General features: G+C 42.2%; 23 protein-coding genes. 15 read left to right on the top strand and 8 right to left on the bottom strand.

The annotated features are described in order from the left end of the window. Positions 1-114: 114 nt before the first annotated feature. Both ACE1CD_RS30615 and ACE1CD_RS30610 read right to left on the bottom strand, forming a co-directional pair. Positions 115-525: a hypothetical protein gene (locus ACE1CD_RS30615; RefSeq protein ID WP_374827205.1), complete on the bottom strand. Its 411-nt coding sequence runs from the start codon at positions 523-525 to the stop codon at positions 115-117. Continuing rightward, positions 515-1,408, bottom strand: a complete 894-nt coding sequence (locus ACE1CD_RS30610; RefSeq protein ID WP_374790429.1) for a pirin family protein — start codon at positions 1,406-1,408, stop codon at positions 515-517. Before ACE1CD_RS30610 ends, ACE1CD_RS30615 begins: the two co-directional genes overlap by 11 nt. Before the next feature lie 133 nt (positions 1,409-1,541). On the opposite strand from ACE1CD_RS30610, the gene ACE1CD_RS30605 reads away from it, so the two are divergent. Both ACE1CD_RS30605 and ACE1CD_RS30600 read left to right on the top strand, forming a co-directional pair. After that, entirely contained in the window at positions 1,542-2,087 is a 546-nt protein-coding gene (locus ACE1CD_RS30605; protein WP_374827204.1) for a PadR family transcriptional regulator, read from the top strand. Between the two features lie 135 nt (positions 2,088-2,222). Further along, the gene (locus ACE1CD_RS30600; RefSeq protein ID WP_374790426.1) at positions 2,223-2,960 is read left to right on the top strand and encodes a phytochelatin synthase family protein; all 738 of its coding nucleotides are present in this window, start codon (positions 2,223-2,225) and stop codon (positions 2,958-2,960) included. 82 nt (positions 2,961-3,042) lie between these two features. Here ACE1CD_RS30600 and ACE1CD_RS30595 read toward each other — a convergent pair whose 3' ends face one another. Further along, positions 3,043-3,192 (bottom strand): hypothetical protein, encoded by a 150-nt coding sequence (locus ACE1CD_RS30595; RefSeq protein ID WP_374790424.1) that lies wholly within the window; start codon positions 3,190-3,192, stop codon positions 3,043-3,045. 160 nt (positions 3,193-3,352) lie between these two features. On the opposite strand from ACE1CD_RS30595, the gene ggt reads away from it, so the two are divergent. The 3 genes from ggt to ACE1CD_RS30580 all read left to right on the top strand — a co-directional run bounded on the left by ggt (position 3,353) and on the right by ACE1CD_RS30580 (position 6,229). After that, positions 3,353-4,978, top strand: a complete 1,626-nt coding sequence (gene ggt, locus ACE1CD_RS30590) for a gamma-glutamyltransferase (protein WP_374827203.1) — start codon at positions 3,353-3,355, stop codon at positions 4,976-4,978. 330 nt (positions 4,979-5,308) lie between these two features. Next, positions 5,309-5,938 (top strand): hypothetical protein, encoded by a 630-nt coding sequence (locus tag ACE1CD_RS30585; RefSeq protein ID WP_374827202.1) that lies wholly within the window; start codon positions 5,309-5,311, stop codon positions 5,936-5,938. Between the two features lie 30 nt (positions 5,939-5,968). Further along, entirely contained in the window at positions 5,969-6,229 is a 261-nt protein-coding gene (locus ACE1CD_RS30580; protein WP_374827201.1) for a hypothetical protein, read from the top strand. 101 nt (positions 6,230-6,330) lie between these two features. Here the strand turns inward: ACE1CD_RS30580 and ACE1CD_RS30575 are convergent, their stop codons facing one another. The 5 genes from ACE1CD_RS30575 to ACE1CD_RS30555 all read right to left on the bottom strand — a co-directional run bounded on the left by ACE1CD_RS30575 (position 6,331) and on the right by ACE1CD_RS30555 (position 10,027). Continuing rightward, complete coding sequence (locus tag ACE1CD_RS30575; protein ID WP_374827200.1) at positions 6,331-7,788, bottom strand: tetratricopeptide repeat protein; 1,458 nt, start codon at positions 7,786-7,788, stop codon at positions 6,331-6,333. Between the two features lie 268 nt (positions 7,789-8,056). Continuing rightward, on the bottom strand, positions 8,057-8,311 hold the full coding sequence (locus ACE1CD_RS30570) for a hypothetical protein (RefSeq protein ID WP_374827199.1): 255 nt from the start codon (positions 8,309-8,311) through the stop codon (positions 8,057-8,059). A 379-nt stretch (positions 8,312-8,690) separates the two neighbouring features. Continuing rightward, complete coding sequence (locus tag ACE1CD_RS30565; protein WP_374827198.1) at positions 8,691-9,290, bottom strand: DUF1802 family protein; 600 nt, start codon at positions 9,288-9,290, stop codon at positions 8,691-8,693. 153 nt (positions 9,291-9,443) lie between these two features. After that, complete coding sequence (locus tag ACE1CD_RS30560; protein WP_374790410.1) at positions 9,444-9,734, bottom strand: hypothetical protein; 291 nt, start codon at positions 9,732-9,734, stop codon at positions 9,444-9,446. Further along, complete coding sequence (locus tag ACE1CD_RS30555; RefSeq protein ID WP_374790409.1) at positions 9,731-10,027, bottom strand: hypothetical protein; 297 nt, start codon at positions 10,025-10,027, stop codon at positions 9,731-9,733. Before ACE1CD_RS30555 ends, ACE1CD_RS30560 begins: the two co-directional genes overlap by 4 nt. A gap of 300 nt (positions 10,028-10,327) precedes the next feature. On the opposite strand from ACE1CD_RS30555, the gene ACE1CD_RS30550 reads away from it, so the two are divergent. The 10 genes from ACE1CD_RS30550 (at position 10,328) to ACE1CD_RS30505 (ending at position 24,839) form a co-directional block, all read left to right on the top strand. Continuing rightward, a complete protein-coding gene (locus ACE1CD_RS30550; protein WP_374827197.1) occupies positions 10,328-11,824 on the top strand; it encodes a hypothetical protein in 1,497 nt (498 codons plus the stop codon). A 195-nt stretch (positions 11,825-12,019) separates the two neighbouring features. Beyond that, positions 12,020-13,195, top strand: a complete 1,176-nt coding sequence (locus ACE1CD_RS30545; protein WP_374827196.1) for a GUN4 domain-containing protein — start codon at positions 12,020-12,022, stop codon at positions 13,193-13,195. Between the two features lie 8 nt (positions 13,196-13,203). Next, on the top strand, positions 13,204-15,741 hold the full coding sequence (locus ACE1CD_RS30540) for an AAA family ATPase (protein WP_374827195.1): 2,538 nt from the start codon (positions 13,204-13,206) through the stop codon (positions 15,739-15,741). Between the two features lie 336 nt (positions 15,742-16,077). Continuing rightward, positions 16,078-16,965 carry a hypothetical protein gene (locus tag ACE1CD_RS30535; protein ID WP_374827194.1) on the top strand — a complete coding sequence of 296 codons (888 nt, stop codon included), beginning with the start codon at positions 16,078-16,080 and terminating at the stop codon, positions 16,963-16,965. Continuing rightward, complete coding sequence (locus ACE1CD_RS30530) at positions 16,958-18,697, top strand: Hsp70 family protein (RefSeq protein ID WP_374827193.1); 1,740 nt, start codon at positions 16,958-16,960, stop codon at positions 18,695-18,697. Before ACE1CD_RS30535 ends, ACE1CD_RS30530 begins: the two co-directional genes overlap by 8 nt. A 1-nt stretch (position 18,698) precedes the next feature. After that, a complete protein-coding gene (locus ACE1CD_RS30525; RefSeq protein ID WP_374827192.1) occupies positions 18,699-20,531 on the top strand; it encodes a hypothetical protein in 1,833 nt (610 codons plus the stop codon). Positions 20,532-20,537: 6 nt separating this feature from the next. Then, the gene (locus tag ACE1CD_RS30520; protein WP_374827191.1) at positions 20,538-22,154 is read left to right on the top strand and encodes an Hsp70 family protein; all 1,617 of its coding nucleotides are present in this window, start codon (positions 20,538-20,540) and stop codon (positions 22,152-22,154) included. A gap of 30 nt (positions 22,155-22,184) precedes the next feature. Beyond that, a complete protein-coding gene (locus tag ACE1CD_RS30515) occupies positions 22,185-23,249 on the top strand; it encodes a hypothetical protein (protein ID WP_374827190.1) in 1,065 nt (354 codons plus the stop codon). 2 nt (positions 23,250-23,251) lie between these two features. Beyond that, positions 23,252-23,905, top strand: a complete 654-nt coding sequence (locus ACE1CD_RS30510; protein ID WP_374790394.1) for a 4Fe-4S single cluster domain-containing protein — start codon at positions 23,252-23,254, stop codon at positions 23,903-23,905. Then, positions 23,877-24,839 (top strand): aldo/keto reductase, encoded by a 963-nt coding sequence (locus ACE1CD_RS30505; RefSeq protein WP_374790392.1) that lies wholly within the window; start codon positions 23,877-23,879, stop codon positions 24,837-24,839. Before ACE1CD_RS30510 ends, ACE1CD_RS30505 begins: the two co-directional genes overlap by 29 nt. The last annotated feature ends 199 nt before the right edge of the window (positions 24,840-25,038 follow it).

Below are 25,038 nucleotides of genomic sequence, written 5' to 3'. Positions count from 1 at the left end.
AAAACCCCCAACAACATACTAAGAAGTGCAAGTAACTAGCAACTTGAGTTATTAGTCAAAGAGAATAGGTTGGGTTTCACTACCGTTCAACCCAACCTACCTATAAGTTTTGTTTTACCGAATTTTGGACATCAGAAACTGAGAAACTTCTGCGTGCGCCAACACGACATCAGGGGAGCGCTGGAGCGCGTTGGAGTACCTACTTTGGAAAGCATTGCCTGTTTCTATGGGGCTAAGTAGCGTGCGGGCAGATGCGATCGCATTTTGAACATCTTCCAGTACAATTGGCTCGTCAGATGCGAGTATTTCATCAATTTGCACGACTAGCTCAGAAAGAGGATGCAGCCAAGTAAATTGCTCGTGATGAATGATAAGTTGTAGCAATTCTCCGCCGGATACTCGCCCGCGTACCTGTTCGTAAACGATGCGTTCTGTTTCCAACAACACTTGATGAAGGTGTAGCAATTTGTTACGCAGAGTACGCAGATGTTGGTGCGTCGGTTGTAGAAGAGTTTTAGAAGTCAATTGAACCCATCCTCCCGTTACGATAATCTTCAAAGGCTTGGATAATTTCTGCTTCTGTGTTCATCACAAATGGGCCGTAGCGCACAACTGGCTCGTTGAGAGGGACGCCAGCAATCAGCAACACAGAAAGCGGTGAAGTAGCATCCGATCGATTGGCGATCGTCACTTCTGAGCCGTCTTGTGCAAAGAGAATCATTTGTGCGTCTAAGCCACGTTCTTTTTCCTCACCGAATAAGCCTTCTCCATCAATTACATATGCAAAGGCATTGTATTCTTTCGGCACCGGCTGCACGATCGTTGCACCTGGTTGCAGTGTAAAGTGCAGGTACATAATGGGAGTCCGCGTTTCGATCGCCGCACGCACACCGAGAGCTTCCCCGGCAATCACTTTTACCCGTACCGATCCATCATCTGTTTGTGCGATCGGAATGCGCGAAGCACTAATCTCTTGATAGCGAGGTTGGATCATCTTGTCCCGTCGAGGCAAGTTCACCCACAGTTGCAGTCCGTGAACTCGTCCGCCAATCTCGGCAAATTCTTGTGCAGGCATCTCTGAGTGTACGACACCGGCTCCTGCCGTCATCCACTGCACATCACCTGGGCCGAGCTTTCCGGAACGTCCTTGGGAATCTTTGTGTTCCAAGCTACCCTCAATCACGTAGCTAACCGTCTCAAATCCTCTGTGGGGATGATCTGGCGCTCCCTTCGCTTGACCTGGCTTGAGTTCGATCGGCCCTAATTCATCGAGCAGCAGGAATGGATCGAAGTGCGAAAAAGAACTCTTCGGGAACGGACGGCGCACGCGAAAACCCTCACCCTCCAGTGTTTCGACGCTGTTGACGATGCCTGCGACGGTGCGGATCTTTTGGGTTTGAACTGCCATGTGTTTCCTCCTTGCTACCGCTGTATGCTGCGATCGCACTTTTATATGATTAATCATATAGTAGCACAAACTTATATAAGAAGTAACAGATAAAATTTGTACAGAGAACCACAGGCAAAACGGAAACGATGTTATGTCACTAGCACACGTAATTTTGGGTCTGCTTCAGCAAGAAGAGATGACAGGCTACGACCTGAAAACGAGCTGCTTCGATCGATGTATTGCCCATTTGTGGCCCGCAGATCAGGCACAAATCTACAGAACCCTCGATAAACTGGTAGAGCAAGGTTGGATTAGCTGCACGATCGAAATACAGCACGATCGCCCCAACCGCAAGGTCTACACCGTGACGGAAGCGGGGAAAGCGGAATTACTCAGATGGCTGGGTAGCCCACAGCCCTTGCCAATAATTCGAGACCCCTTACTCGTGCAGCTATATTTTGCCGCCCAGCTACCGAACGAAGCGATCGTTCACCTGCTAGAACAGCAAGTAGCCGCTCGCCGCGCTAAGCTGAGCGAGTGCGAAACGATCGAATTGCCACCGCTTGGAGATGAATCTGCCAGCCGTTTTGAGGTAATGCAGCGCCTAGTATTGGAACTGGTGACGCGAAAAGAAGAAACTTACATAAACTGGCTGTTGGAAGCGATCGATGTTATCAAAGAGCGATCGCCAAAATAAAAGGGAAAGTCAAAACTCAAAATAAGGGGCAAAGAGGGAAAATGGAAAGGGAAAAAATTAATTGTGCCTCTGGGCCCCTCTGCACCTGGGCACTTCTGCCCCTTTTTTTCTTTTGACTTTTGACGTTTGATTTTTATGAAAACGAATACACTCAAGACGATCTTCACACCCATTCGGGCTTTTATTCTTGGACTTGCTGTGAGCAGTAGCAGCGTAATCGCCCAAACACTGCCCCTACCGCAAAACCTGATTGCCTTCAACTCAACGCAAGGAGAACAGTTATTAATCCAAAGTCAATCTAGACAAGATTACTGGCCTTTGAGTGTACAATTTGTTACCCAAAACAATCAAGCTTTTTGTGGAGTTGCTAGCAGCGTTATGGTGCTGAATGCCTTGGGAATTAACGCACCGCCAGCGCCGGAATATGCACCGTATCGCGTCTTCACTCAAGGCAACTTTTTTAGCAATGAGAAAACTCGACAAGTCGTCACGCCGGAAGTAGTTTCTCGTCGAGGAATGACTTTAAATCAGTTGGGTGGATTATTAGCAAGTTACAATGCCAAGGTCAGAGTTTACCATGCTTCCGACACCAATCTGGAAGAGTTTCGCAGAGTGACAGTACAAAATTTGAAACAACCGGGAAATTTTGTGATAACCAATTACTTACGGAAAGCAATTGGACAAGAAACCGGAGGCCATATTTCTCCTATAGCTGCTTATAATGAAAGAACCGATCGATTTTTAATTTTAGATGTTTCGCGCTACAAATACCCACCAGTTTGGGTGAAAGCCGCAGATTTATGGCGAGCGATGGCAACGGTGGATTCTGATTCGGGTAAAACAAGAGGATTTGTATTTGTAAGTAAAAATTAGTAATTTATGAAATTGGGGATAACCAAAGATAATTTTTCGTTAATATGGGTGGGCATTGCCCACCCATATTATCAAAGATAACTTAACCACCAAACTTTATGTTTGACCTTCGCACATGGTCTAATGTCATAAGTACCATGACCAGTCCGCGCAGGATGTCGATCGACACCTGTCGTTTGGGGCGAGGCTTGTCATAGTTTTCGTCTTCACTTACAGTAAATGTCTGGCTCATCTTAAATTTTTCCCGCCAAATATCGAAACTTATTATGTTTAACTTTTTGAGATATAAACAATTTTCTATCGCAATTCTTTATATTATTGTCTCGATATCTCTATTTTGGTGTGAGGAAACAAAGGCTACCTTTGTCCTACCCCTACGCACTAAAAAAGGTATGGTAACTTCAGCTCATCCGTTGGCGTCTGAGGCAGGACTTTCCATACTGCGAAAAGGTGGCAATGCTGTGGATGCAGCGGTGGCGACGGCTTTTGCCATTTCAGTAGTCGAGCCTTTTTCCGCAGGTATTGGCGGCGGTGGCTTTTTAATGTTGCATCAAGCGCAAACGGGAGAAATGAAGGCGCTGGACTTCCGGGAACGCGCTCCTTTGCGTGCGACGCGCAATATGTACTTAGACGAACAGGGTAAGGTGCGTCCGAATGCTAGTGTCAATGGCTATTTGGCAGCAGCTGTACCGGGTACGGTGGCGGGACTTTATGAAGTGCATCGTCAGTACGGCAAGCTGTCTTGGCAAGAGGTAGTTGCACCTGCTATTCGTCTTGCCGATCGGGGTTTTGTTGTCAGCTCTATTCCGACTTGGCGTTTTGTTGGCATTTCTCAAACGCGCCGAGATGTTATTTTGAACAATGACGCGGCACGTCAAATTTTCGCTCCCAATGGTAGATTGTTTGCATTGGGAGATCGTTTGATACAGCGAGATTTGGCACGCACTTTACAGACGATCGCTAAAGATCCGCAAAGCTTTTACACTGGTGAAATTGCTCGTACTATTGCCAGCGATATGGCAAGCAATGGCGGTTTGATTAGTTTGCAAGATCTGAAAAACTACAAACCGACTTGGCGGACACCTCTGTGCGGTAGTTTCCGCGTTTACCGAATTTGCACAATGCCACCTCCTTCTTCGGGAGGCGTTCATTTGTTGCAGATTTTAAATATTATCGGCGATACGGATCTGAAATCGCTGGGTTGGCATCACCCGGATACGCTGCATTTACTTGCAGAAGCAATGAAAATTGCCTATGCAGATCGATCTGTTTATCTGGGCGATCCGGATTTTGTGAATATTCCGGTGACAGCGCTCACCAGCCGCAGTTATGCTGTTAAAAGGCGTCAGGAAATTACTATGCAAAGGGCGCGACCTGCAACGGAAGTAACGGCAGTCGATCGAGATACTTTGCAGCGTTTTGTTAATAGCAAAGAATCACCGGAGACAAGTCATCTCAGCGTTGTAGACGAACAGCGCAATGCGGTCAGCCTTACCTTTACTATTAATTATGGTTTCGGATCGGGTGTAGTTGTACCAGGAACGGGTATTTTGCTTAATGACGAAATGGACGATTTTGCCGTTGCACCGGGAGTACCCAACCTTTTTGGTTTGGTGGGTGGAGATGCAAATGCGATCGCACCTCGCAAAATTCCTCTTTCCAGCATGACTCCTACAATTGTCACCGAAAACAATCGCCTGCGTTTGCTAGTTGGTGCGCCTGGAGGCAGCACGATTATCACCACGGTTTTACAAATTGTACTCAATGTGTTGGAATACAATATGGATGTCGGTGCAGCTGTTTCTGCTCCTCGCATTCACCATCAGTGGTTACCGGATAAACTGAGGGTAGAACCATTTGGCTTGGATGCTCTCACCTTGGCAGAACTGCGTCGTCGCGGACATCAGATCGAGCAGCAAACTCCTTGGGGTAATGCTAATGCGATCGCCGTTACGCCAGATGGCTCTCTAGAAGGATCTGCCGATCCTCGTGGCGAAGGTTCGCCTAGCGGCTATTAAGCTACTCCCCAGTCTGCCAGGGCTAATTCATGTTCGCGAAAGAAATTATTTTTATGTTGGTGGCGTGTAGAAAAATCGTCAAACTTTCTTGCCCCCCTGCCCCCCTGCTCCCCTGCCCCCCTGCCCATCAATTTTCTTTGACGACAATGAAGTAGCCCTGCCCAGTCTGCATTCAAAAATATGAAAATTGTGCCTGTGGAATGTGGCCCTAAATTTTACTGAAGTGGGAAGTAAGAAAAACACATTTTTATCATCACAAATTCCTCATTTTTGCGAGCGTACAATAGGTTTCATGGTACTATTGAACCCTAGAATGAGGAGGTCTACACGATGGAGCGAAATTTCTTAAAGTCCTTCAGGGCTAAAGTACTATTGGGGTTAACTGCAATTTCATTAACCCCCAGTAGCTTATTAGCTGAGACTTACCGACCAAAGCTATCCTTTAGTTTGGAAAACAATGGTAATAGTAACATAGTTCATTTATTTGTGTACCCTCCTGGAACTGATGACAGAATTAACGAAAAACTCCAGGGTCGGGTGGTGAAACCTGGAGAAACCGCAGATATTGATATTTACAACAAGCCAGGAGAATGCGTTTATGATATCAAAACTGTATTCGCCGATGGCGAAGAAAGCATTGAACGTCAGGCCAATATTTGTGATATGAATGGTGGTACTTATTCCCTCTATGGAAAAGACGATCGCGTTTTTAAGGTAAGTAACCGTACCGATCAAGATATCGTCGAGTTTTATTGGCGCAGGCCGGGTTATGATTGGGGTCAAGATTTGCTGGGCTCAGTTAACATCAGTGCTAGACAGACTGTTGTTATTCCAGTAAATGATGGTAAATGTCTGTATGAATTTCGAGCTGTTTTTGCCAACGGACGGATAGCACAACAAACCAGGAATGTCTGTCTAAACAATAAGAGTGTGGTTAGTGATGTGATTTTCGGCAGGTAGTAGTTAGCAGATAGTTCCAGAGGATAAAAAATGCAAAGTTTGATTTCTAACAAGATGGGGAAAAACACACCAGACAAGGTGATTACCCGAAGAGTAGTACCAGTGATGGCTATATATTTATTAGGGATTGTCGGTGCTTCTCCTTTTGCTGTATCATTTACCCAACTCATTAGCAAAAGAATTGACGAAGTGCAACTTCGGCAATGGAATGAGCCAGAGCAACTAGCACAAGCTTGTCGGCGACAGGCGGGTACGCGAGGGCCCTGTAGCCCACCTAGCCCTTGGGGTTAAAATTGAAAAGGCAGTGCCCCAAGTTCTCTAGTAAGTCGGGGCGCTGCCTTTTATTAAGGATTTGGTTTTAATTGTGGTTGTGTTTCTGATTTTGGCTCTTCCTATTTTTGATTCTCTGGTTTTTTATAAGCTTCCAGTGAAACTCTAGAGGTATAGAGACTATAGTATATTTTCGTATCGTCATAAGGATTTAATCCTGCCCGATATAATTCCCCATAACAAGCTTCCGCCTTTTTAGGAATATCGGGATTTAAAACTTGTCCCTTTTGATAGTTAACTTCTTGGCGTATTTTTTGCGTGATTTGAAGATAACACTGCCCTTTACCCTGTTCCTTCGTTTCCTTGGGTAAAGTTTTCTCTAATTCAGCGGCTTGTTCAAAAGAGTTATAAGCATTATCGAGAGCATTATTAGCGTCTTCAACAGAAGATTTTTTTAAATTAAAATCAGATAGGTAAAGGATGCCATGATTAATCGAAATATCTCGGCGTAAAACTTTTTGCTCTTCTTTCACCAGCTTCTCAGCAGCGACTAAGAAAAAATCTGCTCTCCGCTCAACTTTCTCATCAATTTTTGCTGTCCAACCCACATCTTCTAACGACTGAAATACCAATACTCTTCCCAAACCATTGAGGGCGGCGGGATCGTTGAAGGATCTACCTTGCTCGTAGTAAGATATAGCTTCCTTGAGTTGTCCCATATCCTCCGAAACTTTCCCCAAACCGACATAAATTTTGGGATCGTTGGGGTTAAAATTCAGTGCCCTTTTGTATAAATCCAAAGCACTAACAACATCACCCTGATTACTAGAGATCTGCCCCTGTTTATAATAATATTCTCCTATATTTGGTAAATTAATATAGACAACATAACTACTTGCGGCCATTAGAGCTGAGGCACCAAAAATTGCTTCCGCGTGGAAGTGAGACGGAATCCCGACGCTTTTGAGGACATTCTCAACAGTTTCCTTACCATTTTCTGTCAGCACCCCACCGGCTAATAAAAGCATCCCCACTGCTTGGCCAACGGTACTAAAAGTCCCCAGGAGATCAAACCCTTCACTGGAAAAGGCTTGAGCCGTGCTAGAACCAAAAGTAGTCGCCACAACCATACAACCGAGTGTCAACGTATACCATACCCAATCAAAGCGATCGTATTTGTGGATTTCTCTAGGGGCAAAGGATTCCAGAAACCACCACCAAGACGACTCCGGTGGGTTAACGCTCAGCCGATAGCTCTCTAGGGGAAACTTTTTTGCTATTATCCCCGCAAGTCCCTTCAATCGCTCATCCAAATCAATCAACAGGGCGCACTGACTCGCGTTCAATTCGGCACCGTTATTTTTGCGGTTTTCCACTCCATCGCGGCTCAAGAGCATTTCGATAATTTTCCGCTTTGAGAGTATCAATCCTGCTTTTTCCACAGTGGATAATGCACCTTGATAATGTGCAATAGCTTCATCCATTAGCTTTTCATCTATTAGCTTTTCATCTATTAGATTTTCATCTATTGCGGATTTGCTTTCCTCTGCGGATTTGCTTTCCTGAGCAAAATCTTTCATGATGGGAACTTGCGCTGTTTCGTACTGACTTTCTGTCGGGTCTGACCCAATAACTGAAAAATTATACTATTTAAGCGCATTTACCGTCAATACTTACGGGATCGAATCAGGTAGTGCCACTTTGCCAGAACTGTGTCGTCAGAGATATCCGATCGAGCTACAATTTCCGGCGGGCAATCCTAACGCCATACTTGGCAAACCCACTCACAGCAGACCGTTTTTGAGAAAGAGCCGCAAAGCCATATGGAGAAGGTTCGCCAAGCGGTTTTTAAGCTACCTCTGTTTCTGGATTGAAGAATGAATGTTGTTGTGCTTCGTTAGTGGGTATCAGCTTCCAGCCAGCTTTGATCAGCTTTTGGTAAGTTGCCCAACCTTTAGAACCACCAGGTTCGCGGTAATCTGGTACGGCATATTGAGGAAAACCTGTATAGGGTCGCCACGGTTCGTGAGATTTGATTTGCAAATGCAATATCTTTTGCCCGTTGCCAGCAAGAGCGGGTAACCAGCACATCTGTCCAGCCATGATAAAACTCCTTTGCGTAGATAAAGGTACGTAAAGCTGAAACCAGGCTGTGTGAGGATGCGCTTTTAAGCTTCTGTTCCCAGCTTCGATCTTGTGTTCCAGCCACGCTACCCTAGTTCGATCAATTTGTCAATATGATGGCAAAAAATTCTTAGTTGTGACCTCACCCTACAGGGTATTTTTGACAATTTCATCTCAATCTTAAGCAAGATTTAACGATTATGGACAAACAGAGGAAAGGCATCGAGCTTAATCTCCCAAGTCGGCTCTAATGCTTAATCCAGGGATATTTTGAAGTTTATTTTGCTTTATCCTTCTGGGTTACGTCAGCTAAATTTGTTACAAAATTCCCTTTCCCCAGTTTTCTGCTGGTTGATTTTCAATTTTGAATTTTTAATTCCTGACCCTGCGGGTGGGCGATCGCATTACGGATGGCATTTGCTAGTTTGACGTATTCGCCGTCACTCAGTACTGGTACAGAATCGGCGATGGAAATAGGTGCGGCCAAATCGATCCAAGATTTACAGCCACCGTATTCCGGGCGGTAGGGAATCGATTGCGGTTGAGCGAGTTTGTAAGTCCGCAGCAGCAAAATATACATAGGCTGACTGGGTTTCCATTGGAGGCGATCGCTCGCAAACCGCTCGTTCCAGATGTGATATGGTAGCAGTGCGGCAATGCTGGGTTCGTAACTCACCATAAAAATATCGGTAATCTTCGCCCAGCTACCAATTCGCACAGTTTCCGGATGCCAGCCAGATTCTACAGGGCTTACCTTGTCAGCATATTCCGGTTTGAGCAAATCTGGTTTTTGGTGTTCAAATGTCGGGTAGAGCAAAACCTCATCATGAGCAACTTTAAATTGCTTTCCCTCCTCGCGGATACCGCCTTTACGAAGCAGCAAAATAGTTTTGCCTTCTGTCAAGGCATTTATAGCAACTGACCATTCCTTGAGTGCGTGGATAGTAGTCGATTCCATAGCGGTAAAATTGAGTTCTTCTTCCAGACTAGCGACTGGCAAACACTCGCCACGCAATGAAAACGATAAAAGTTATATAACCGAATACAGTTAACCAATCCAGCCAATTGCTAGGGAGAGTTAAAAATTCGTCGTTCATAGACAGAAGGGGGATTATTTGTGCAGAACGCTACAGATGAGCTTACCTGGGCCGTTGGGTTCAAACGCTACAACAGTTCCGTCTTTGCGAACAGTAATGCGATCGCGACAATTATACACCTGCATCGGCCTTTCCACCCCGTCAACGCTGACGATCGCCCGATACTCCCAGTGATTTTTAGCACTGCGGTCTATCCTGACAACGCAAATCAAACGGTCATTTGTTTGGCGACAAAAGGAAGCTTCCGCAGGTAGCGCAACTGCGAAGCATAACATTAATAACAGCAACAGACAAATATATTTCACCGGTAGTTATCGCGGTTCAAGAAAAGTTTGTAACCGACATATCCCACACCCGCCGTGATTAACAAACCGATAACTATAGAAATAAAACTCACAGCGGTACTAAAAACCCAAACGCTAATCAGTCCAGTGGCGGCAAATACTGCCACCTTGGCCACTTTATTCATTTTTGCTATGGCCAGTTGCCAGCGATTGGGTTGTTGAGGTTTCGGCGTGCGAGGTATATGCTGGATAGAAATTTCTGCCTCTATTTCCCTGAGTCGTCGTTCGATTTGGTCTTCATTGTGAGAACTCATTGCTACTCCCCGGTTCGGAACAATGGCTTTGCTATAGTTTAGCCTTAGAAAAATCTCAAGTAGCTAAGGTATGCAGAAATTTACAAGCCATGAGAATGAGGGCACACAGTAAATAATACCAAATCCCGGTTTATTACCCCCTTTATAACTAACCGCTCCAGGCGCAGAGGGCCCTCCAGAGAAGAGGAAGAGGATAGCGGGGCCAGCTTAGCTTTGGGCCCTCAGCCATCAGCCCCAAGCAAAAAGGATAACATAAACACAAAAGGGGAAAATTCCCATTTAATTGCACTGGAGAAAAATATGAGCGGTGAAAAGCGGCGCTATGTCAGTGTAGAAGAACAAGAATTACGGCGACTGAAGGAACAGGAAAGTCGTTTGCGTTCTGTGCAGCAAGATTTACCGGAAAGATTAAATGCCGTCCGAGAGCAAGCACGGCGAGAGTTTCAGCAACGTTTAGCACCGCTAGAACAACGCGCTCAGCAGCAGGAAAAAGAGACGCAGAAACTCAGAAGCAATTTGGCGGATTTAGAAAAAGATACCCAAAAGCGCTTGCAACAACAGCGACAAGAATTTCAAACTGCTGTGCGGGAATCAGAGAATCGTCAGCAGCAAGCACTACAACGAGAAACGAGTCGTTTGGAATCTGCGATGCGCCAAGGATTTGAGCAGCAGCGCAGCGAATATTTGCGAATTACTTCTGAACAACGGCAGGAATATACCAGATTGATTGCACAGCAAGACCAAAAATTTACCCAGTTGATTGCACAGGAACGACAAGCAAGAGAACGGGGACAACAAATTCTTCAGCAACAGATTGACCGAGTAGTAACAGATATTGCTCAGGAAAAACAGCGCAAAGCCAAAATTGCTGAAGATTTATTAGCGGATGTAGAAACAATTTGGTCGCAAATTAATCGGGATTACCAACATCAGCGATTTGCACCTGGACGTTTGGCAGATTTGCATCGGGGATTGGAAATAGCCCGAAATAATATCCAAGCTGGCGTGACGGAAGCGGCAATTGCTACGACACAACAAACTTATTTAGATTTAGCAGATTTGCGGTTGGAATTGGAACAAAAAGAACAAGAATGGCTGTTATTTTACAATGCAGCTTGGGAGGATTTGAAAAGTTTAATTACTGAGGTACAAGCTAATCGAGAATGTGAAATTGAAGTTGGGCAGGGAAATGAAGCAGAAAAGTTTAAGTTAGAAGTTGATTATTGGGTGAATGGTCGTTTGAGTCAATACGAACAGCAATTAAATGATTTGGAATCTCAACTAAAAGCTGGGGAATCAACTCTGACTACGGAACAGGTAAAGGAATTGGGAGAAAAGATTGCTGCTTTACAGCCAATTTTAGGAGAGATTGTAGAGCAAGCAAAATTAGCGATATTGGGATCGCAATTACGGGTGGAAATTGCAGATAAAGTTGTGGAGGTGTTGGAATCTTTGGGATATACTTTGGTTAATCCAAATTCAGATGCAGTTTACGAAGGTGATGACCAAAGAAATTCTTATGTGGTGAAAGTGAAGAATATTGCTGGTGATGAAGTGGTGACGGTGATTAGTCCAGAAAAGGAGTTTGGCAGCAATGTAGTTTCGATTAATAGTTTTAGTGAAACGATAGTGGATGAGACAGCGACTCAGCAAAATGCTAAAGCTATTTTTGATGCTTTGTCAGAAGAAGGCGTGCAAGGAGATAGTCCTGTGGAGTGCAATCAGCAAGCAAAAATTGAGTATCAAAATTTGGAGGAAGTTAAGCGGCGACAAGTGGGAAAACAAACAGGTATGTAGTTGCTAGTTATTTACATAAAGGTATGTAGTTGGGCTTTAGCCCTCTGATGAAACGTGGTATAAGAGGGCTAAAGCTTAACTACGTACAAAGAATAAGATTAATCTTATAACTAGCAACTTGGGTTACATACTTAAGAAGGTACGTAGTTGCGCTTTAGTGCTAAAATCAGTTATTAGTTAATAGTGAGGGGATTTGTGTCTAATTGTCCAATTTGTCAAAGTGAATATCTTGAAGGTAAGGTGAATTTCTGTTATATTTGTGGATGGGATTTAACACCTTATCCCGTAACATTTGCCGGACATATACCAGAAGCTTTTTTAGAGAAGGAACAGGCAAAGTTAGCTTGGGGTAAGCAAATTTGGTCAAGGTTTCTCGATATTCAAGATAAACTGAATCAAGAAAAGGCTTTTGCCCAAGCACAGTTAACAGAAGTTCTGACTAAGTTAAACCAAGTTGGGCAAGTTCCGGCGCAACAAGTTACCGATTCTTTAGCTAAGTTAACCGAACAATTAGCCAAAGTTCAACAACAGTTAACTGAAGCGAAGGAGGAACGGGAAAAACTTCTAATTCAATTAGCGGAAATTCCCGAACTAGAAAAAGTGAGGCAAGAAAAAGCAGATTTAGTAATTCAATTGACGCAAGCTAAGACAGAAATTTCTCGTTTGCAAGCAGAATTGGATAAAGTTACCATTCAATCTCAGTCGCATAGAGAAAACGAGCTATCGCAACTACGATTACGGTTATCAGGAATTGAAACTGAATTGCAGCAAGCTAAAGAAGATCGAGGAAAGATTCAGTTACAACTGTCACAGTTCATTTCGCAATCAGATCGCACTAATACAGAAGAAATAACTCAATTTCAGCGTCAATTGTCTCAGTATCAATCTCAACTAAAAGTGGCTAATCGTCAGATCGGTGAATTAAATTCAATGCTGGAAACTGAACGGCAGAAATGGCAATTACCAGAACGTAAATCAGAACGAGGCGTTGATTTTCGGAAACTAGAGTGGCTATTAATCTGTAAAAATTGGGAAGAGGCGGATCGAGAAACCTGGAATCTTATTTTATCTATAAGTGGAAACTCTTCGCTTCAGAAAGGCTACTTAGAAGAATTAGATATTGAAAATATTTCAGTAAGCGATTTTAAAATAATAGATGAATTGTGGAATTTATATTCTAATGGCAAGTATGGATTTTCAGCGCAGTGGAAATCTATTAAAAATAGAAAACAAAAGGGTGTAATTTTAGAAATTTTAGAAAGTCCTTCTCAGCAAGGCTATTATCCTGCTGGGCATATAATCGGTGCTATTGGTATTAAGGGATTTAGTAGTATATTAATGAAATTGGCTGCTCATCATATTTTACAGTAGTAAAGATTATGCTTGAAAGAGTCACATCAGGATTAAACTTACAATCAGGCGATCGCTTTCTCATCTTCTACGGTGCGAACACCAGCGACACCTTCTGCACGCCTGATTTATTGTTGCAGAATATCGATCGAGTTCTGCACGAATATCTGCGATCGCAAGGCTATCAAAGAATCCTCTTTTATTCCGGCGTTCAAAAGCTATACTTTTGGGATGAGCGATCGCGCGATCGATCGCGCCTCCAACCCCAATCTTCCCCCAATCCCTCCCCCTCTGAACAGATGCGCGTCACACCTGGCCCACTGGGGCATAAGCGCGGATTGCTGGGTAGAAAAGCAACTCAACCAAATCCCCCCGCAGAATCAACACCTGCAACACCAGCTACCCCAAAAAGAAGACTGCAAGATATTCAAATCCTGCCTATTTTGGAAACCGTGATGCAGGATACTAGCCAAAAATCTGCGATCGTCTTTTCCAATGCTGAAGATTTGGCCAATTTTGACAACCGCCGAGAATTATTTGGACGCATCGTAGATTGGTCGCGTTTACCGCCCAACAACCGCAATCTTTGCATCCTCATTTTTCACCATGAAAACCGTACCACATTACAAGAATTTTGTCAACAAATTGGCTTCACATTTTTAGCCAATTTAGTTATAAACCGCGACAATTCTAACAGGTGCTTTAACTTTATTCGCCTGAATTCGCCCGATGTAACAGAAATTCGGGCATTGCGAGATTATTTTCGACTGCAACACCGGAAAAAAGTAGATTGGTTAACAGCAGAACAATTAGCTATTTGGATAGCTGCCGAAAATCGACCCTTAAATTATTGGTACGATCGCTTTCAATCCGCCCGTCAAATCTCCTTACCAGAAGCGCGAAGATTGGGGTGGTTATCAGGAGATGTTAGCACCGAACCTGCTTTAGCAAGATTAGAACAAATGACAGGGCTAACATCTGTTAAAGATACCATAAAACGGCGGATGCAAATATTAGAAATTGAACGAGAAAGAGTGCAACAAGGAATTAGTAACGAACCTCCCCGCCTGCATCTAGTTTTTAAAGGAAATCCCGGTACTGGTAAAACTACTGTCGCCCGATTAATTGGGGAAATTTATCGCGATTTGGGATTATTGCGGCGGGGACATTTGCGAGAAGTCGCCGGAAGAGATTTAGTAGCTGGATATGTCGGACAAACTGCAATTCGCACCAATGAAATTATCGATGAAGCATTAGATGGCGTGTTATTTATTGATGAAGCTTACACCTTGAGTCAAGGTGGGGAAAATGACTTTGGACAAGAAGCAATTAACACGCTATTGAAACGCATGGAAGATGAACGCCACCGACTAGCGGTAATTGTAGCGGGATATCCAGATAAAATGGCAGATTTTATTAATTCTAATCCAGGTTTGCCGCGTCGCTTTGGTACGGAAATTCTATTTGAAGATTACACGCCAGCAGAGTTAGTAGAAATTTTCCGCCAAAGGGTATCGCGGGTGCAATGTGGGATAACGCCAGATTTGGAAATAGCTTTGATGAATTTGTTTAGTCAGTGGTATCAAAGACGCGATCAAAATTTTGGCAATGCAGGATTAGTGGAAAATCTGTTTAACCAAATGGATGAGTTGCGAAGTCAGCGCGTAATTGCTCAAAATTTAGATCGAGTGGGGGAACCTTTTCAAATTGTAGATTTACCTTCTCAGTATCGTCAAGAGGGAAGAAAAAATGAGGAAAATTTACAGGAATTATGGCAAGAATTAGATAATATGATTGGTTTGCATTCAGTCAAACAAGCGATTCGGGAAATGATTAATACCCAAATAGCGAATCAACGCCTGCGAGAAGCGGGAATGCAAACGCAAGAGGAAATAGAAACGCGACATCTCTTATTTACCGGAAATCCGGGAACGGGAAAAACCACAGTTGCGAGATTAATAGGAAGGATTTTCAAGGCGTTGGGGATATTACAAAAAGGGCAATTTGTAGAGGTAAATCGAGAGAAGTTGGTAGCAGGATATGTAGGACAAACAGCATTGAAAACTAAGGAGGCGATTCAGTCTGCTTTAGATGGAGTTTTGTTTATTGATGAAGCTTATGCTTTGAGACGGAGTGAGTCGGGAAATGATTTTGGAGTGGAAGCGATCGATACTTTGGTGCCGATGATGGAGAATGAACGCGACAGACTGGTAGTTATTTTAGCCGGATATTCTCGCGAAATGGAACAGTTTATGAATGCTAATTCTGGCATAGCTTCCCGCATCGCCTACAAGATTGAATTCCCCGATTATAATGATGAGCAATTGGATGAAATGTTCCTGAGTATGTGTCAGCAAGCTGGGTGGATTGTTACCCCAGAAGTATCAGCAAGTTTGCAGGTATTTTTTCGGAAAATGTATCAAAATCGGGGAGGAAATTTTGGCAATGGCAGAGAGGTACGCAATCTTTATGAAGTAATGGTGAGACGGCTAAAAACTCGGATTGTGCGCGATAATTTAACTGAGGATACAATGAGGACGTTTGCGTTAGAGGATATACCAACTTAGGAGGGTTAAGTGATAGTTTTTACAGCTAAAGAATTGGCAGAACTGATGCCAGATGCCCGTAATCTTGAAAGTGATGAACCGCAAATGGAAAGGTCTTTACATTATGTACGATTGGCGTTATTTTTCTAGGTACGTTGTTGCGCGTTATCGCTAAAGCGCAACTATGTATAAAAAATGGGGATAAAAGTTTGGTAATGAGAGAAAAATTTGCAATGGTTACGAAATTATAGCGAAATGGCAGAAAAATCGATATTATAGTATAATTATGACCGGGTAAGTTATGAGGAAGTTTAGTTTAGAGAATATTCCTCCTAATTGGGGTGAGGGGAGTTAGCAATGGCACAGTGTCCGGTGTGTCAAAGGGAATACGTTGAGGGACAGGTAAATTTTTGCACTACCTGTGGATGGGATTTAAGTCAATATAGCCTAACTTTTAATATTCCAAATGAATGGGCTAAAAAAGAGGAGAGTAGAATTATTTGGGCTAAGCAAATATGGGCGCGATCGCAATCCGATCTAGAAAAGGCAAGGCGATCGCAGTCTCAATTAGAAAACATAGGCCAAACAAGATCTCAGCTTGAATCTCAAGTATCGCAATTGGAAACACAACTAAAATTTTGTAATCAAGAAGTATTAAAGCAGCAGTCCCAATTAGAAGATGTAAAACAAGAAAAAGCGCAACTCCAATCTCAAATATCGGATGTCGAATCCCAACTTAAGCAATCCGATCGAGAGCGATCGCACCTTAAAGAACAGTTAGCTAAAGTTCTATCTAGGTTACAACAGCTTAGTAAAGATCGCTCCCCAGATGCGTTAGCTATTTTATCCCATTTAGATAGAAGATTAGAGAGTCAAGAAACGCAATTACAACAAGCGAAAAACTCCCTATCTCACTGGCTCCCTAATCTAACTCTGCAATTAGCTCAAGAACTGGCACATATACCAGATAAAACTTGGGCTACAGAGGAACTCGATCGCCTAATTCAATCTTGGCAAAAACGGCGCAGTATATCGCAAAGGCATAAGCTGGAACTTTTATTAGCTATAAAATCAGTCTTGGAGAAGCAAGAGGAGGAAAAAGTTGAAAAGATTAGAGAATATTTAGCTACAACTGGCAATAATAATCTCATTACACAAGTAGACACTCTTTTGAGCATCCGTTACGAGTTAAAGCTAAAGGGTATTATCAAACGAGATATAGATGGAGACACATTATATGATTGAAAATCAATCAATTCGTGTAGTAATAGGAATTGATTTTGGCACTGCCCGTTCTGGGTATGCCTATGCGTTTGTTGATGATAAACGGGTTGTAGTGCCAAATCAATGGGATGATGAACCCATACCCTATATTAAAACGCTTACCCAAATTTTGTATAGCCCCGATCAGAAAGTGGAAGCTTGGGGCTGGACAGCAAGAAAAAGACTTGCACAACTAAGAAAAGACAAAGCAGCTAAAGACTACAGTTTTTTTCATAATTTCAAAATGCAGTTGCGGGAGGCAAAAGAAAGGACATTAGAAGGCCCTGTAATGACTAACAATAACGGGCAAAAATTTTTAGTTTTGAACTTAATTGCCGATTATCTGACACGCATCAAAACAGTTGTTCGACAAGAAATTGATGCAGCTACGAGCGGATTTTTGAAGGATAACGAAATTCTCTGGTGTTTAACCATACCAGCAATTTGGACTGATGCAGATAAACAATTAATGCGCCGTGCTGCCCAAAAAGCAGGTTTAATTAACTCATCAAGTGATGATGCTGAACGTCTTTTACTCGTTTTAGAACCCGAAGCTGCTGCTATTGCTTGTCAGGAAAAAGATAAGTCTGAACTAAAGCGAGGAACTCGCTTCATGGTTGTTGATTGTGGAGGAGGTACAGTTGATATTACAACCCATGAAGTTGTAGCAGGGAAAGGACTAAAAGAAATAGCTGAAGGTACAGGGGGTGCTTACGGCTCAACTTATGTAGATCGCAGTTTTCGGGAATATTTGGAAAAAAAGCTTACTTCGCAAGTTATAGGGCGTTTCCATGATGAAGAACCTATAGATTATCTCGAAATGATGGCAGATTGGGAGCGAACTAAGTGTAATTTTGACCCTCAGAAAAGCGGCGATACTATTTATTTTCGCATCCAAACTAAGCTATATAAGATGCTAGTAAAGGATTACTCCCATGTTTTAGAAAGTTTAGCAGAACAACAGGATGGAGACGATGAAGCAATTCATCTTGACCTGAATACGATGAAAGCTATTTTCACTCCTACTTTAGATGGCTTAGTTCAAAAGGTTGAAGAACAGCTAAAAAAACTTGGTAATCGAGGCTGTGATATTATCTATTTAGTAGGAGGATTTTCTACATCTCCTCTGCTGCGGCAGCGAATTGAAGCAAGGTTTGGTACACAAGTTCAAAAGATTGTCATGCCTACATATCCTGGTGCGGCAATTGTAGAAGGTGCTGTTTCTTTTGGGCTGAATCCATCGGTTATTCGGTCTAGGCGATCGCGTTTAACCTATGGTTGTAGTACGTCTGCACCCTTTAATGACGAACTCGATCCAAAAAGTAAAAGGTTTTTTGCTGAAGACAAAAATGATTGGTATTGTTATGATCGTTTTGATACTTTTGTCTTAGCGGGAGAAAGCGTAGCTGTTGATGAAAAAGTTCAAAAAACCTTTACACCAATTAATCGTAATCAAACGCAGATGGGACTTAAATTTTATGCCACTAAAAAAACCAAAGTTCGTTACACAGATGAATCAGAAGTTGAACAACTTGGTGAACTTACGGTAGAAATTCCTGATACTAGCAAGGGGCTAGATCGACCTGTAGAAGTAACCATGTATTTCGGTAAGACAGAAATTAAAGTTGAAGCCAAAGACCTAACATCGGGGAAGCAGTATAATACTACGCTTCGTTTCTCATCTACTTATTCACCGGAATTAATAGGAGGTTAGTATGAATAATGAAGAAAATCAGGAACAACAAGCATCAGAAGAATCGACGGTAAATGAAGTTAATGGAGGAGGTAGTTTCGATCAAAATACAAGTATAGTATCGCCAATAGAACAATCAGTATCAGGAGAAACAAATACGTCAAACAATCCTATTGATGGTTTCGTTAATTTTGTTCAAGAGGGAGTTAATTTTGTTCAAGAGGGAATCGATAGATTAGGTCAAGTAGTTACAGGGAGTCAAAATCAAATGCAATCCGAAGAAATTAAAGTATATACAGAAAGATTAAATGAAGCATATACATTCATTAAGGAGCAGCTTTCACAAGGAAGTAGTATATCCCCTCCTGAGATGGAAAAGATAAACCAACGTATATACGGAGGATTAAAGGTAATTGAACATCTAAAACAAACTAATGAAAGCCTAAAAAGTAAGAATGAGAGTCTGGAAGGTAAGAACAGAAGTTTGCTTAGTGAAAATAACTTACTCAACCAAGATAAACAAGGGCTAACAAGAGAATATAACAAACTTGTTAATGATTATAATGCTTTAGTTGGACAGAATCAGACTAATTCTCAGATTCGACTTGAAAATATTAATCTTAAAAAAGAGATAACTAACCTTGAATTACAAATAAAGCAGATTGAAAAAGATCGTGATGAACTAGCCAGTCAAAGAGGGAGTATATTAAGTCAACTAGCATCCGCACAAAGGAACCCTGAAACTTCATATATTTCTGATTCACGTCCTCAAAATCATCTGTTATTTCAGGATTTTAGACAACTAAAAGATCAAGAACTGCATTCAGTTAGTACCAAAATTTTTAGTTACCTCTCTGAAAATAACCCAGCCTTAAAAGCTAATCGTAAACAAGAAATAGCTAATATCAAAGCTATACTATCCAATCAAGTTTTGATTAAAGCTATGGCATTGTTTACGGAAACAAATGATTCTTTACCCGAAGATGCTGTAGCTAAAGCTGTTCAAATAGTTAGCGTTTCGTTAAGCAGTGCTTTAAAAGCATACGATAAACCAAACATTATTGAATCGCTTAAAGCTAACATAGAAAGCTTAGTCAAACAAGGAATGATGCTGGCTAAGGGTACAACAGAGACAAATACTTTAGCCATGTCTGACAATGAAGAAGACTTTACCAAGGTTGTCGAATCCATCCGCCAGTCTGTTTACAGTAGCTTAGAAATAGAGTTAGATAAAATTTCAGAAGCATTGAGGGCTGAAATTGATAACTTAGTGAGAAAAGGACTTGAGTTAGTCAAAAAAATTGCCAATGCCGATCCCCCAGGTACATTACTCCTGCCCAAAAAAGGCGAATCGTTTAATTCAGATCAACATAAGGCTATGTTGGGTTGGGAAGATGAGGGAAAAATAGACTTTTCTATATTTCCAGCTTATATAGTAGGAGCTCGTGTTCTAGAAAAAGCTGTTGTACTCACAATCGTTGAAGAAACCTCTCCTACAACAACTGAAAAGAGTATTAACTATAGTGAAGAAACTGCAAATGATTCTCAGAACAATACTATAGAGTCAGATAATACTGATACAGCATTGGCAGAAAAGCCAAGTCCTGACAAGGAAGAAACTCCCATTTCAAATAACTCTAGTGACGATAACCAAAAAGTTCTGGAAACTAATCGTGAATCAGTTGTTACAGTTTTAGAGGCGCGTTTAGGCGCGATACCAGTTAACTTGAAAGAAGATCTAAATGCTATCAAGGATATAGAAATGATGAAACAGCTTCTTAAGCACGCAGCAAAAGCAAATTCATTAGAGGAGTTTCAGCAATGCTTTACTTTTAATGATACATCTGTTAATTAGCATATTATGCCAACTTACAACATCGGTCTAGACTTCGGCACCACTAACTCTATCATCTCCTACCTTACCCCTAGCGGAGAATTAGAAGCATTTCCCTATCCGCCACCAGACGGACAAAAATATATCCCTTCTTTCATCGCCTACCACTCTGATGGTTTTACCGAAATTGGCGCACCCGCCCGCACCACCGCCGCCCATGACTCTTCTGTGGAAACTTATGGCAATTTTAAAATGAGATTGCCTTTAAAGGAATCTGAGTTTAGCAAATATTTTCCCTCTCATCGTAACCCTATTAGCGTTACCGTTGATTACTTGCGCGAATTGCTGATATCTTCGGGAAATGACTACAGTTTTAGTCGCGAAAAAGGTCAAATTACTAATATTGTTGTCTCTGTTCCCGAAATCTGGCAACGGGATATTTATAATTTAGGTCGAGAACGCCTGCAAGAATTAATTAAAAAAGATTTAGGACTGGAAAAACAACTCCTCCAACTCGTCAGCGAACCTGTTGCTGCTGCTGCTTATTATGCTTGGGAAACGCAACGCCGCGCTAGGGAAAAGGGAGGCGAACCTTTTAGCGGTAATTTACTGGTTTGTGATATGGGAGGTGGCACTTTTGATGTTAGTCTTTGCCGTATTTATGGTAGTAATAAGGTGGAAGTTCTCTATTTTGACGGACAAGGAGATAAAGGATTAGAATCTGCTGGGGTAGCTTTCGATCGCCGCATCGTCCAAAAAGCTTATACTAAAAAATATGGTAAGCATTTAGAGGAAAATACAGCGGAATTTATCAGTTTACTGAAAGAGTTTGAAAGCGTTAAAATTGGTAGCCATACTCAAGCAAGTAAAAGATTAACTAACTATTTAAATTCCCCAGAAGATAAAGCTGAAGATGAAGCTTATAAATTTAATGGATATACGATAACGCTGGGAGAAGTCAACGAAGCTTTTGCACCCATTGCTGAAGGTATTCGCCATGTTATGACTAGAGTTAAAACCCATATTCAAGAAAAAGGATTGGAAATCGATCGCATTTTTATGGTAGGTGGCTTTTCTCAGTTTCTCCTAGTCCAAAACGCGATTACCAATGCTTTAGCAATTGCCAAAAACGATCGCCGGATCGATAAAAATTTTAATATCACTAATAGCGCTTATGCTATCTCTTACGGCGCTTGTCTAATTGCTAACAATTTAGTCGATCCTACAGAGAAATACGTTCATACCCTTGGCGTTGTCTTAGAAACAATCAATATTCATACCGGCAGAAAAGAAAGACCGGAAATTACTCTGATTCAAGGAGGTGCAAATTTAGATTCTCTCGCCCAACCAAATTTCTATACCGAAGCAATTACGCCTATTGATAGCAAAATTGCCATTACTCTCTGGGTACAAATTACTTCTCAAGGGATAAAACACCAAGAATCTCTACCAGATATGATAGAGTTACCTAACTACTCTCCCCAAGCAAAATATCGCGTGGGAATGAAAGTCGATCGATCCCAAATTGCCTATTTAGTAATTGAGGAGATAGGTAGCAGCAACCCCATTGAATATAAATTAGGAAATGTCATATCTAAAATGTTTCCTGGTCATGTTTTAGTAGAAGAAATGGAAAAATCATAATATTTTAGTATATCATTTTTTGCTCGGCTTATGGAACCAAATCAACAACACGATATCGAAACCATTACCGCCTTAGTGCGGTCAATCGAATCAAGCCAAAACTTAAGAGAATTTGAAACAATTAAACTGCCTTTGGAATTAGTAGAGGCAGGTATAAACCTTTGGGAATCTAGCTTTCATCCCGAAGTCCTCAAACAAATTGCTAACTTAGATCCAGAAACTTTAGAAGCTTGGGCGATCGCACTTTCTAAAACCCTCCAAACTCAGTTAGAAATACTGCAATCTTGGCTCCCCCATTTTAGCACATTACCAATCCCAACTACACTCAAACAAAAAATTAGCGATCGCACTCAATCCATCCAACAAATTGCCAGTGAAAAATCCCAACTTCTCCTTGCATCTGCTAACCTCTTGAGTCAAGAAGAAAAATTACAGCAAGACAACGCAGAACTCCAAAAATTAAAAGACAAAATTAGACAACTGGAAGCAATTAAAACCGAACTTGAAACCACCAATTTAGATAACTTACGGCAATCTATCAACGAACAAACAGCCGCCTTAGAACCTCAACAGCAAAATTTGCGATCGCTGCAACAACAAAAAGCCGATTTAAATGACCAAATCACCGCTTTGCAAAGCCAACAAACTGCCCTCAAAGAAGAAATTACCTATTGGCAAACTCGACAAAATCGTTTAGAAACCAACACCACAGAAACCGTTACCGAACTGATCGCCTTAACCCAATTGCAAAGACAGCGTTTATCAGCAGCTTTAGCCAGCGAAATAAACACCCTCGAACAACAACGCACTGAGTTAGCACAACAACAAGAATTATACCATCAAACCCAGCAAAAATTAGAAAAAGCCAGACAAGATTTCCAAGCATATCAAACTGCTACCGAAGAAATTCGCACAGCTTTGAATACCCATTATCAATGCGATCGCACATTAGGAACATTCCTACCAGTAGATCGTCAAAAAATCGACAACCTCTGCAAAAACCTGGAAGAGATTTTAGCACAAATTGACCAAGAATTAGCGATCGCTCGCAGTAAACACGAACAAGCACAAACAACAAAACCAATCACATTCTAACCATGACCCTCCTCAACCTAGCTGAAATTTGTGCCGCTACTCGTACCCTTGGCCCCCGTCAACGCTTCGCTATTTGGGTGCAAGGATGCTGTTTTCGCTGTCGAAATTGCGTTTCTCCAGATTGGATTCCTCAAAAACAAGCTACACTCATTGACCCCATAAAATTAGCCGATTATATCTTATCTATTCCGAACACAGAAGGTATCACAGTTTCCGGTGGCGAACCAATGTTGCAAGCAGCAGCATTAAGCGAACTATTTACTTATTTGCGCCAACAGCGCGACATTTCTATAATCTGTTTTACAGGCTTCACCTTAGAACAACTACAAGCCAAATCTGACCCAGCAATTAATCACATTCTTTCTCTAATTGATGTGCTGATTGATGGTCAATATATCCCCGAATTGAACGATAACAAAGGTTGGCGCGGTTCATCTAATCAAATTGTCCATTTTCTCACTTCTCGACATCTGCCAGAAGCTAATTTATTTCTAGAAAGAAAAAGAGATGTAGAGATTCATTTGCGCGACGAATCAGCACTCATGGTCGGCGTTCCACCTGAGAACTTTTCCCATATTTTTAATAAAGCAGTAAAAATAGTGAATGAGGACAATTTAGGAGTAAGATATGGAAACGCGACGCTTGGGCAACTCTGATGTCAATATCTCTCCTATCATCATGGGGACTTGGCAAGCTGGGAAAGCTATGTGGGTGGGGATCGAGGATTCCGAGACCATCAAGGCGATGCGGGCGGCTTTTGAGGCGGGGATAACCACTATCGATACTGCTGAGGTTTACGGAAACGGTCACTCTGAGCAAATTGTGGCACAAGCGCTGTCAGATGTGCGCGATCGAGTTGTCTACGCTACCAAGGTTTTCGCCAATCATCTCAAGTATGACTCAGTAATTGAGGCGTGCGATCGCTCCCTGAAAAACCTCCAAACCGATTATATCGACCTCTACCAAATTCATTGGCCTTCCGGCGCTTTCAACAGTGAAATTGTACCGATTGAGGAAACTATGCGGGCGATGAACGATTTGAAACAGCAAGGTAAAATTCGCGCCATTGGCGTTTCCAATTTCTCCCGCGCTCAAATACAAGAAGCCTCCCAATACGGACGCATTGATAGCCTGCAACCACCTTATTCTTTGTTCTGGCGTCAGGTGGAAAAAGATACTATGCCGTACTGCATTGAAAACAATATTTCCATCATAGCTTACTCCTCTTTAGCACAGGGATTGCTGACAGGCAAATTCGGTCTCGGTCACAAGTTCCAACAAGGAGATAACCGCATCAAAAATAAGCTGTTTATGGGTGAGAATTACGAACGGGCGCAAGCAGCTTTAAACAAACTGCGTCCGATTGCAGAACGCCATCAATGTACGCTTGCTCAACTAACTTTAGCTTGGTTGATTGCCCAACCGCAAACAAATGCGATCGTCGGTGCGCGTAATAGCGATCAATCGGTACAAAATGCCAAAGCAGCCGATGTCAAATTATCTGCTGACGAACTAGCAGAAATCGACGCCATTGGACGCACGGTTACCGATCGTCTTGATGACAGTCCGATTATGTGGGATTGGGGTTAGAAGCAACTTAGCACGGCTCTCCCGTTTTTGTCGCGATCGGAACTCTATCTCTAAACTTCTAGAGCGCCAGTCCACTAGAATAAATTGACAAAAACAATGAAATATGTATTGTGTAGGGGCGAAGCAAGAGGGCGACAATCGATCGCCAGAAGCAACAATTTTTATGTCCTCTTGCTTCGCCCTGCCGAGGTTTCTATAC

It is taken from the genome of Aerosakkonema sp. BLCC-F183, from assembly GCF_041929145.1.
Classification (GTDB): Bacteria; Cyanobacteriota; Cyanobacteriia; order Cyanobacteriales; family Aerosakkonemataceae; genus Aerosakkonema.
The sequence above is the reverse complement of the archived record's forward strand: the minus strand, read 5'-3'. Positions and strand labels throughout refer to the sequence as shown.

What these genes read in the sequence shown, in the direction of transcription:
- ACE1CD_RS30610 (WP_374790429.1), bottom strand. Translation starts at nt 1,408, where the DNA reads ATGGCAGTTCAAACCCAAAAGATCCGCACCGTCGCAGGCATCGTCAAC.
- ACE1CD_RS30605 (WP_374827204.1), top strand. Translation starts at nt 1,542, where the DNA reads ATGTCACTAGCACACGTAATTTTGGGTCTGCTTCAGCAAGAAGAGATG.
- ACE1CD_RS30600 (WP_374790426.1), top strand. Translation starts at nt 2,223, where the DNA reads ATGAAAACGAATACACTCAAGACGATCTTCACACCCATTCGGGCTTTT.
- ACE1CD_RS30595 (WP_374790424.1), bottom strand. Translation starts at nt 3,192, where the DNA reads ATGAGCCAGACATTTACTGTAAGTGAAGACGAAAACTATGACAAGCCT.
- ggt (WP_374827203.1), top strand. Translation starts at nt 3,353, where the DNA reads ATGGTAACTTCAGCTCATCCGTTGGCGTCTGAGGCAGGACTTTCCATA.
- ACE1CD_RS30585 (WP_374827202.1), top strand. Translation starts at nt 5,309, where the DNA reads ATGGAGCGAAATTTCTTAAAGTCCTTCAGGGCTAAAGTACTATTGGGG.
- ACE1CD_RS30580 (WP_374827201.1), top strand. Translation starts at nt 5,969, where the DNA reads ATGCAAAGTTTGATTTCTAACAAGATGGGGAAAAACACACCAGACAAG.
- ACE1CD_RS30575 (WP_374827200.1), bottom strand. Translation starts at nt 7,788, where the DNA reads ATGAAAGATTTTGCTCAGGAAAGCAAATCCGCAGAGGAAAGCAAATCC.
- ACE1CD_RS30570 (WP_374827199.1), bottom strand. Translation starts at nt 8,311, where the DNA reads ATGGCTGGACAGATGTGCTGGTTACCCGCTCTTGCTGGCAACGGGCAA.
- ACE1CD_RS30565 (WP_374827198.1), bottom strand. Translation starts at nt 9,290, where the DNA reads ATGGAATCGACTACTATCCACGCACTCAAGGAATGGTCAGTTGCTATA.
- ACE1CD_RS30555 (WP_374790409.1), bottom strand. Translation starts at nt 10,027, where the DNA reads ATGAGTTCTCACAATGAAGACCAAATCGAACGACGACTCAGGGAAATA.
- ACE1CD_RS30550 (WP_374827197.1), top strand. Translation starts at nt 10,328, where the DNA reads ATGAGCGGTGAAAAGCGGCGCTATGTCAGTGTAGAAGAACAAGAATTA.
- ACE1CD_RS30540 (WP_374827195.1), top strand. Translation starts at nt 13,204, where the DNA reads ATGCTTGAAAGAGTCACATCAGGATTAAACTTACAATCAGGCGATCGC.
- ACE1CD_RS30535 (WP_374827194.1), top strand. Translation starts at nt 16,078, where the DNA reads ATGGCACAGTGTCCGGTGTGTCAAAGGGAATACGTTGAGGGACAGGTA.
- ACE1CD_RS30530 (WP_374827193.1), top strand. Translation starts at nt 16,958, where the DNA reads ATGATTGAAAATCAATCAATTCGTGTAGTAATAGGAATTGATTTTGGC.
- ACE1CD_RS30525 (WP_374827192.1), top strand. Translation starts at nt 18,699, where the DNA reads ATGAATAATGAAGAAAATCAGGAACAACAAGCATCAGAAGAATCGACG.
- ACE1CD_RS30520 (WP_374827191.1), top strand. Translation starts at nt 20,538, where the DNA reads ATGCCAACTTACAACATCGGTCTAGACTTCGGCACCACTAACTCTATC.
- ACE1CD_RS30515 (WP_374827190.1), top strand. Translation starts at nt 22,185, where the DNA reads ATGGAACCAAATCAACAACACGATATCGAAACCATTACCGCCTTAGTG.
- ACE1CD_RS30510 (WP_374790394.1), top strand. Translation starts at nt 23,252, where the DNA reads ATGACCCTCCTCAACCTAGCTGAAATTTGTGCCGCTACTCGTACCCTT.
- ACE1CD_RS30505 (WP_374790392.1), top strand. Translation starts at nt 23,877, where the DNA reads ATGGAAACGCGACGCTTGGGCAACTCTGATGTCAATATCTCTCCTATC.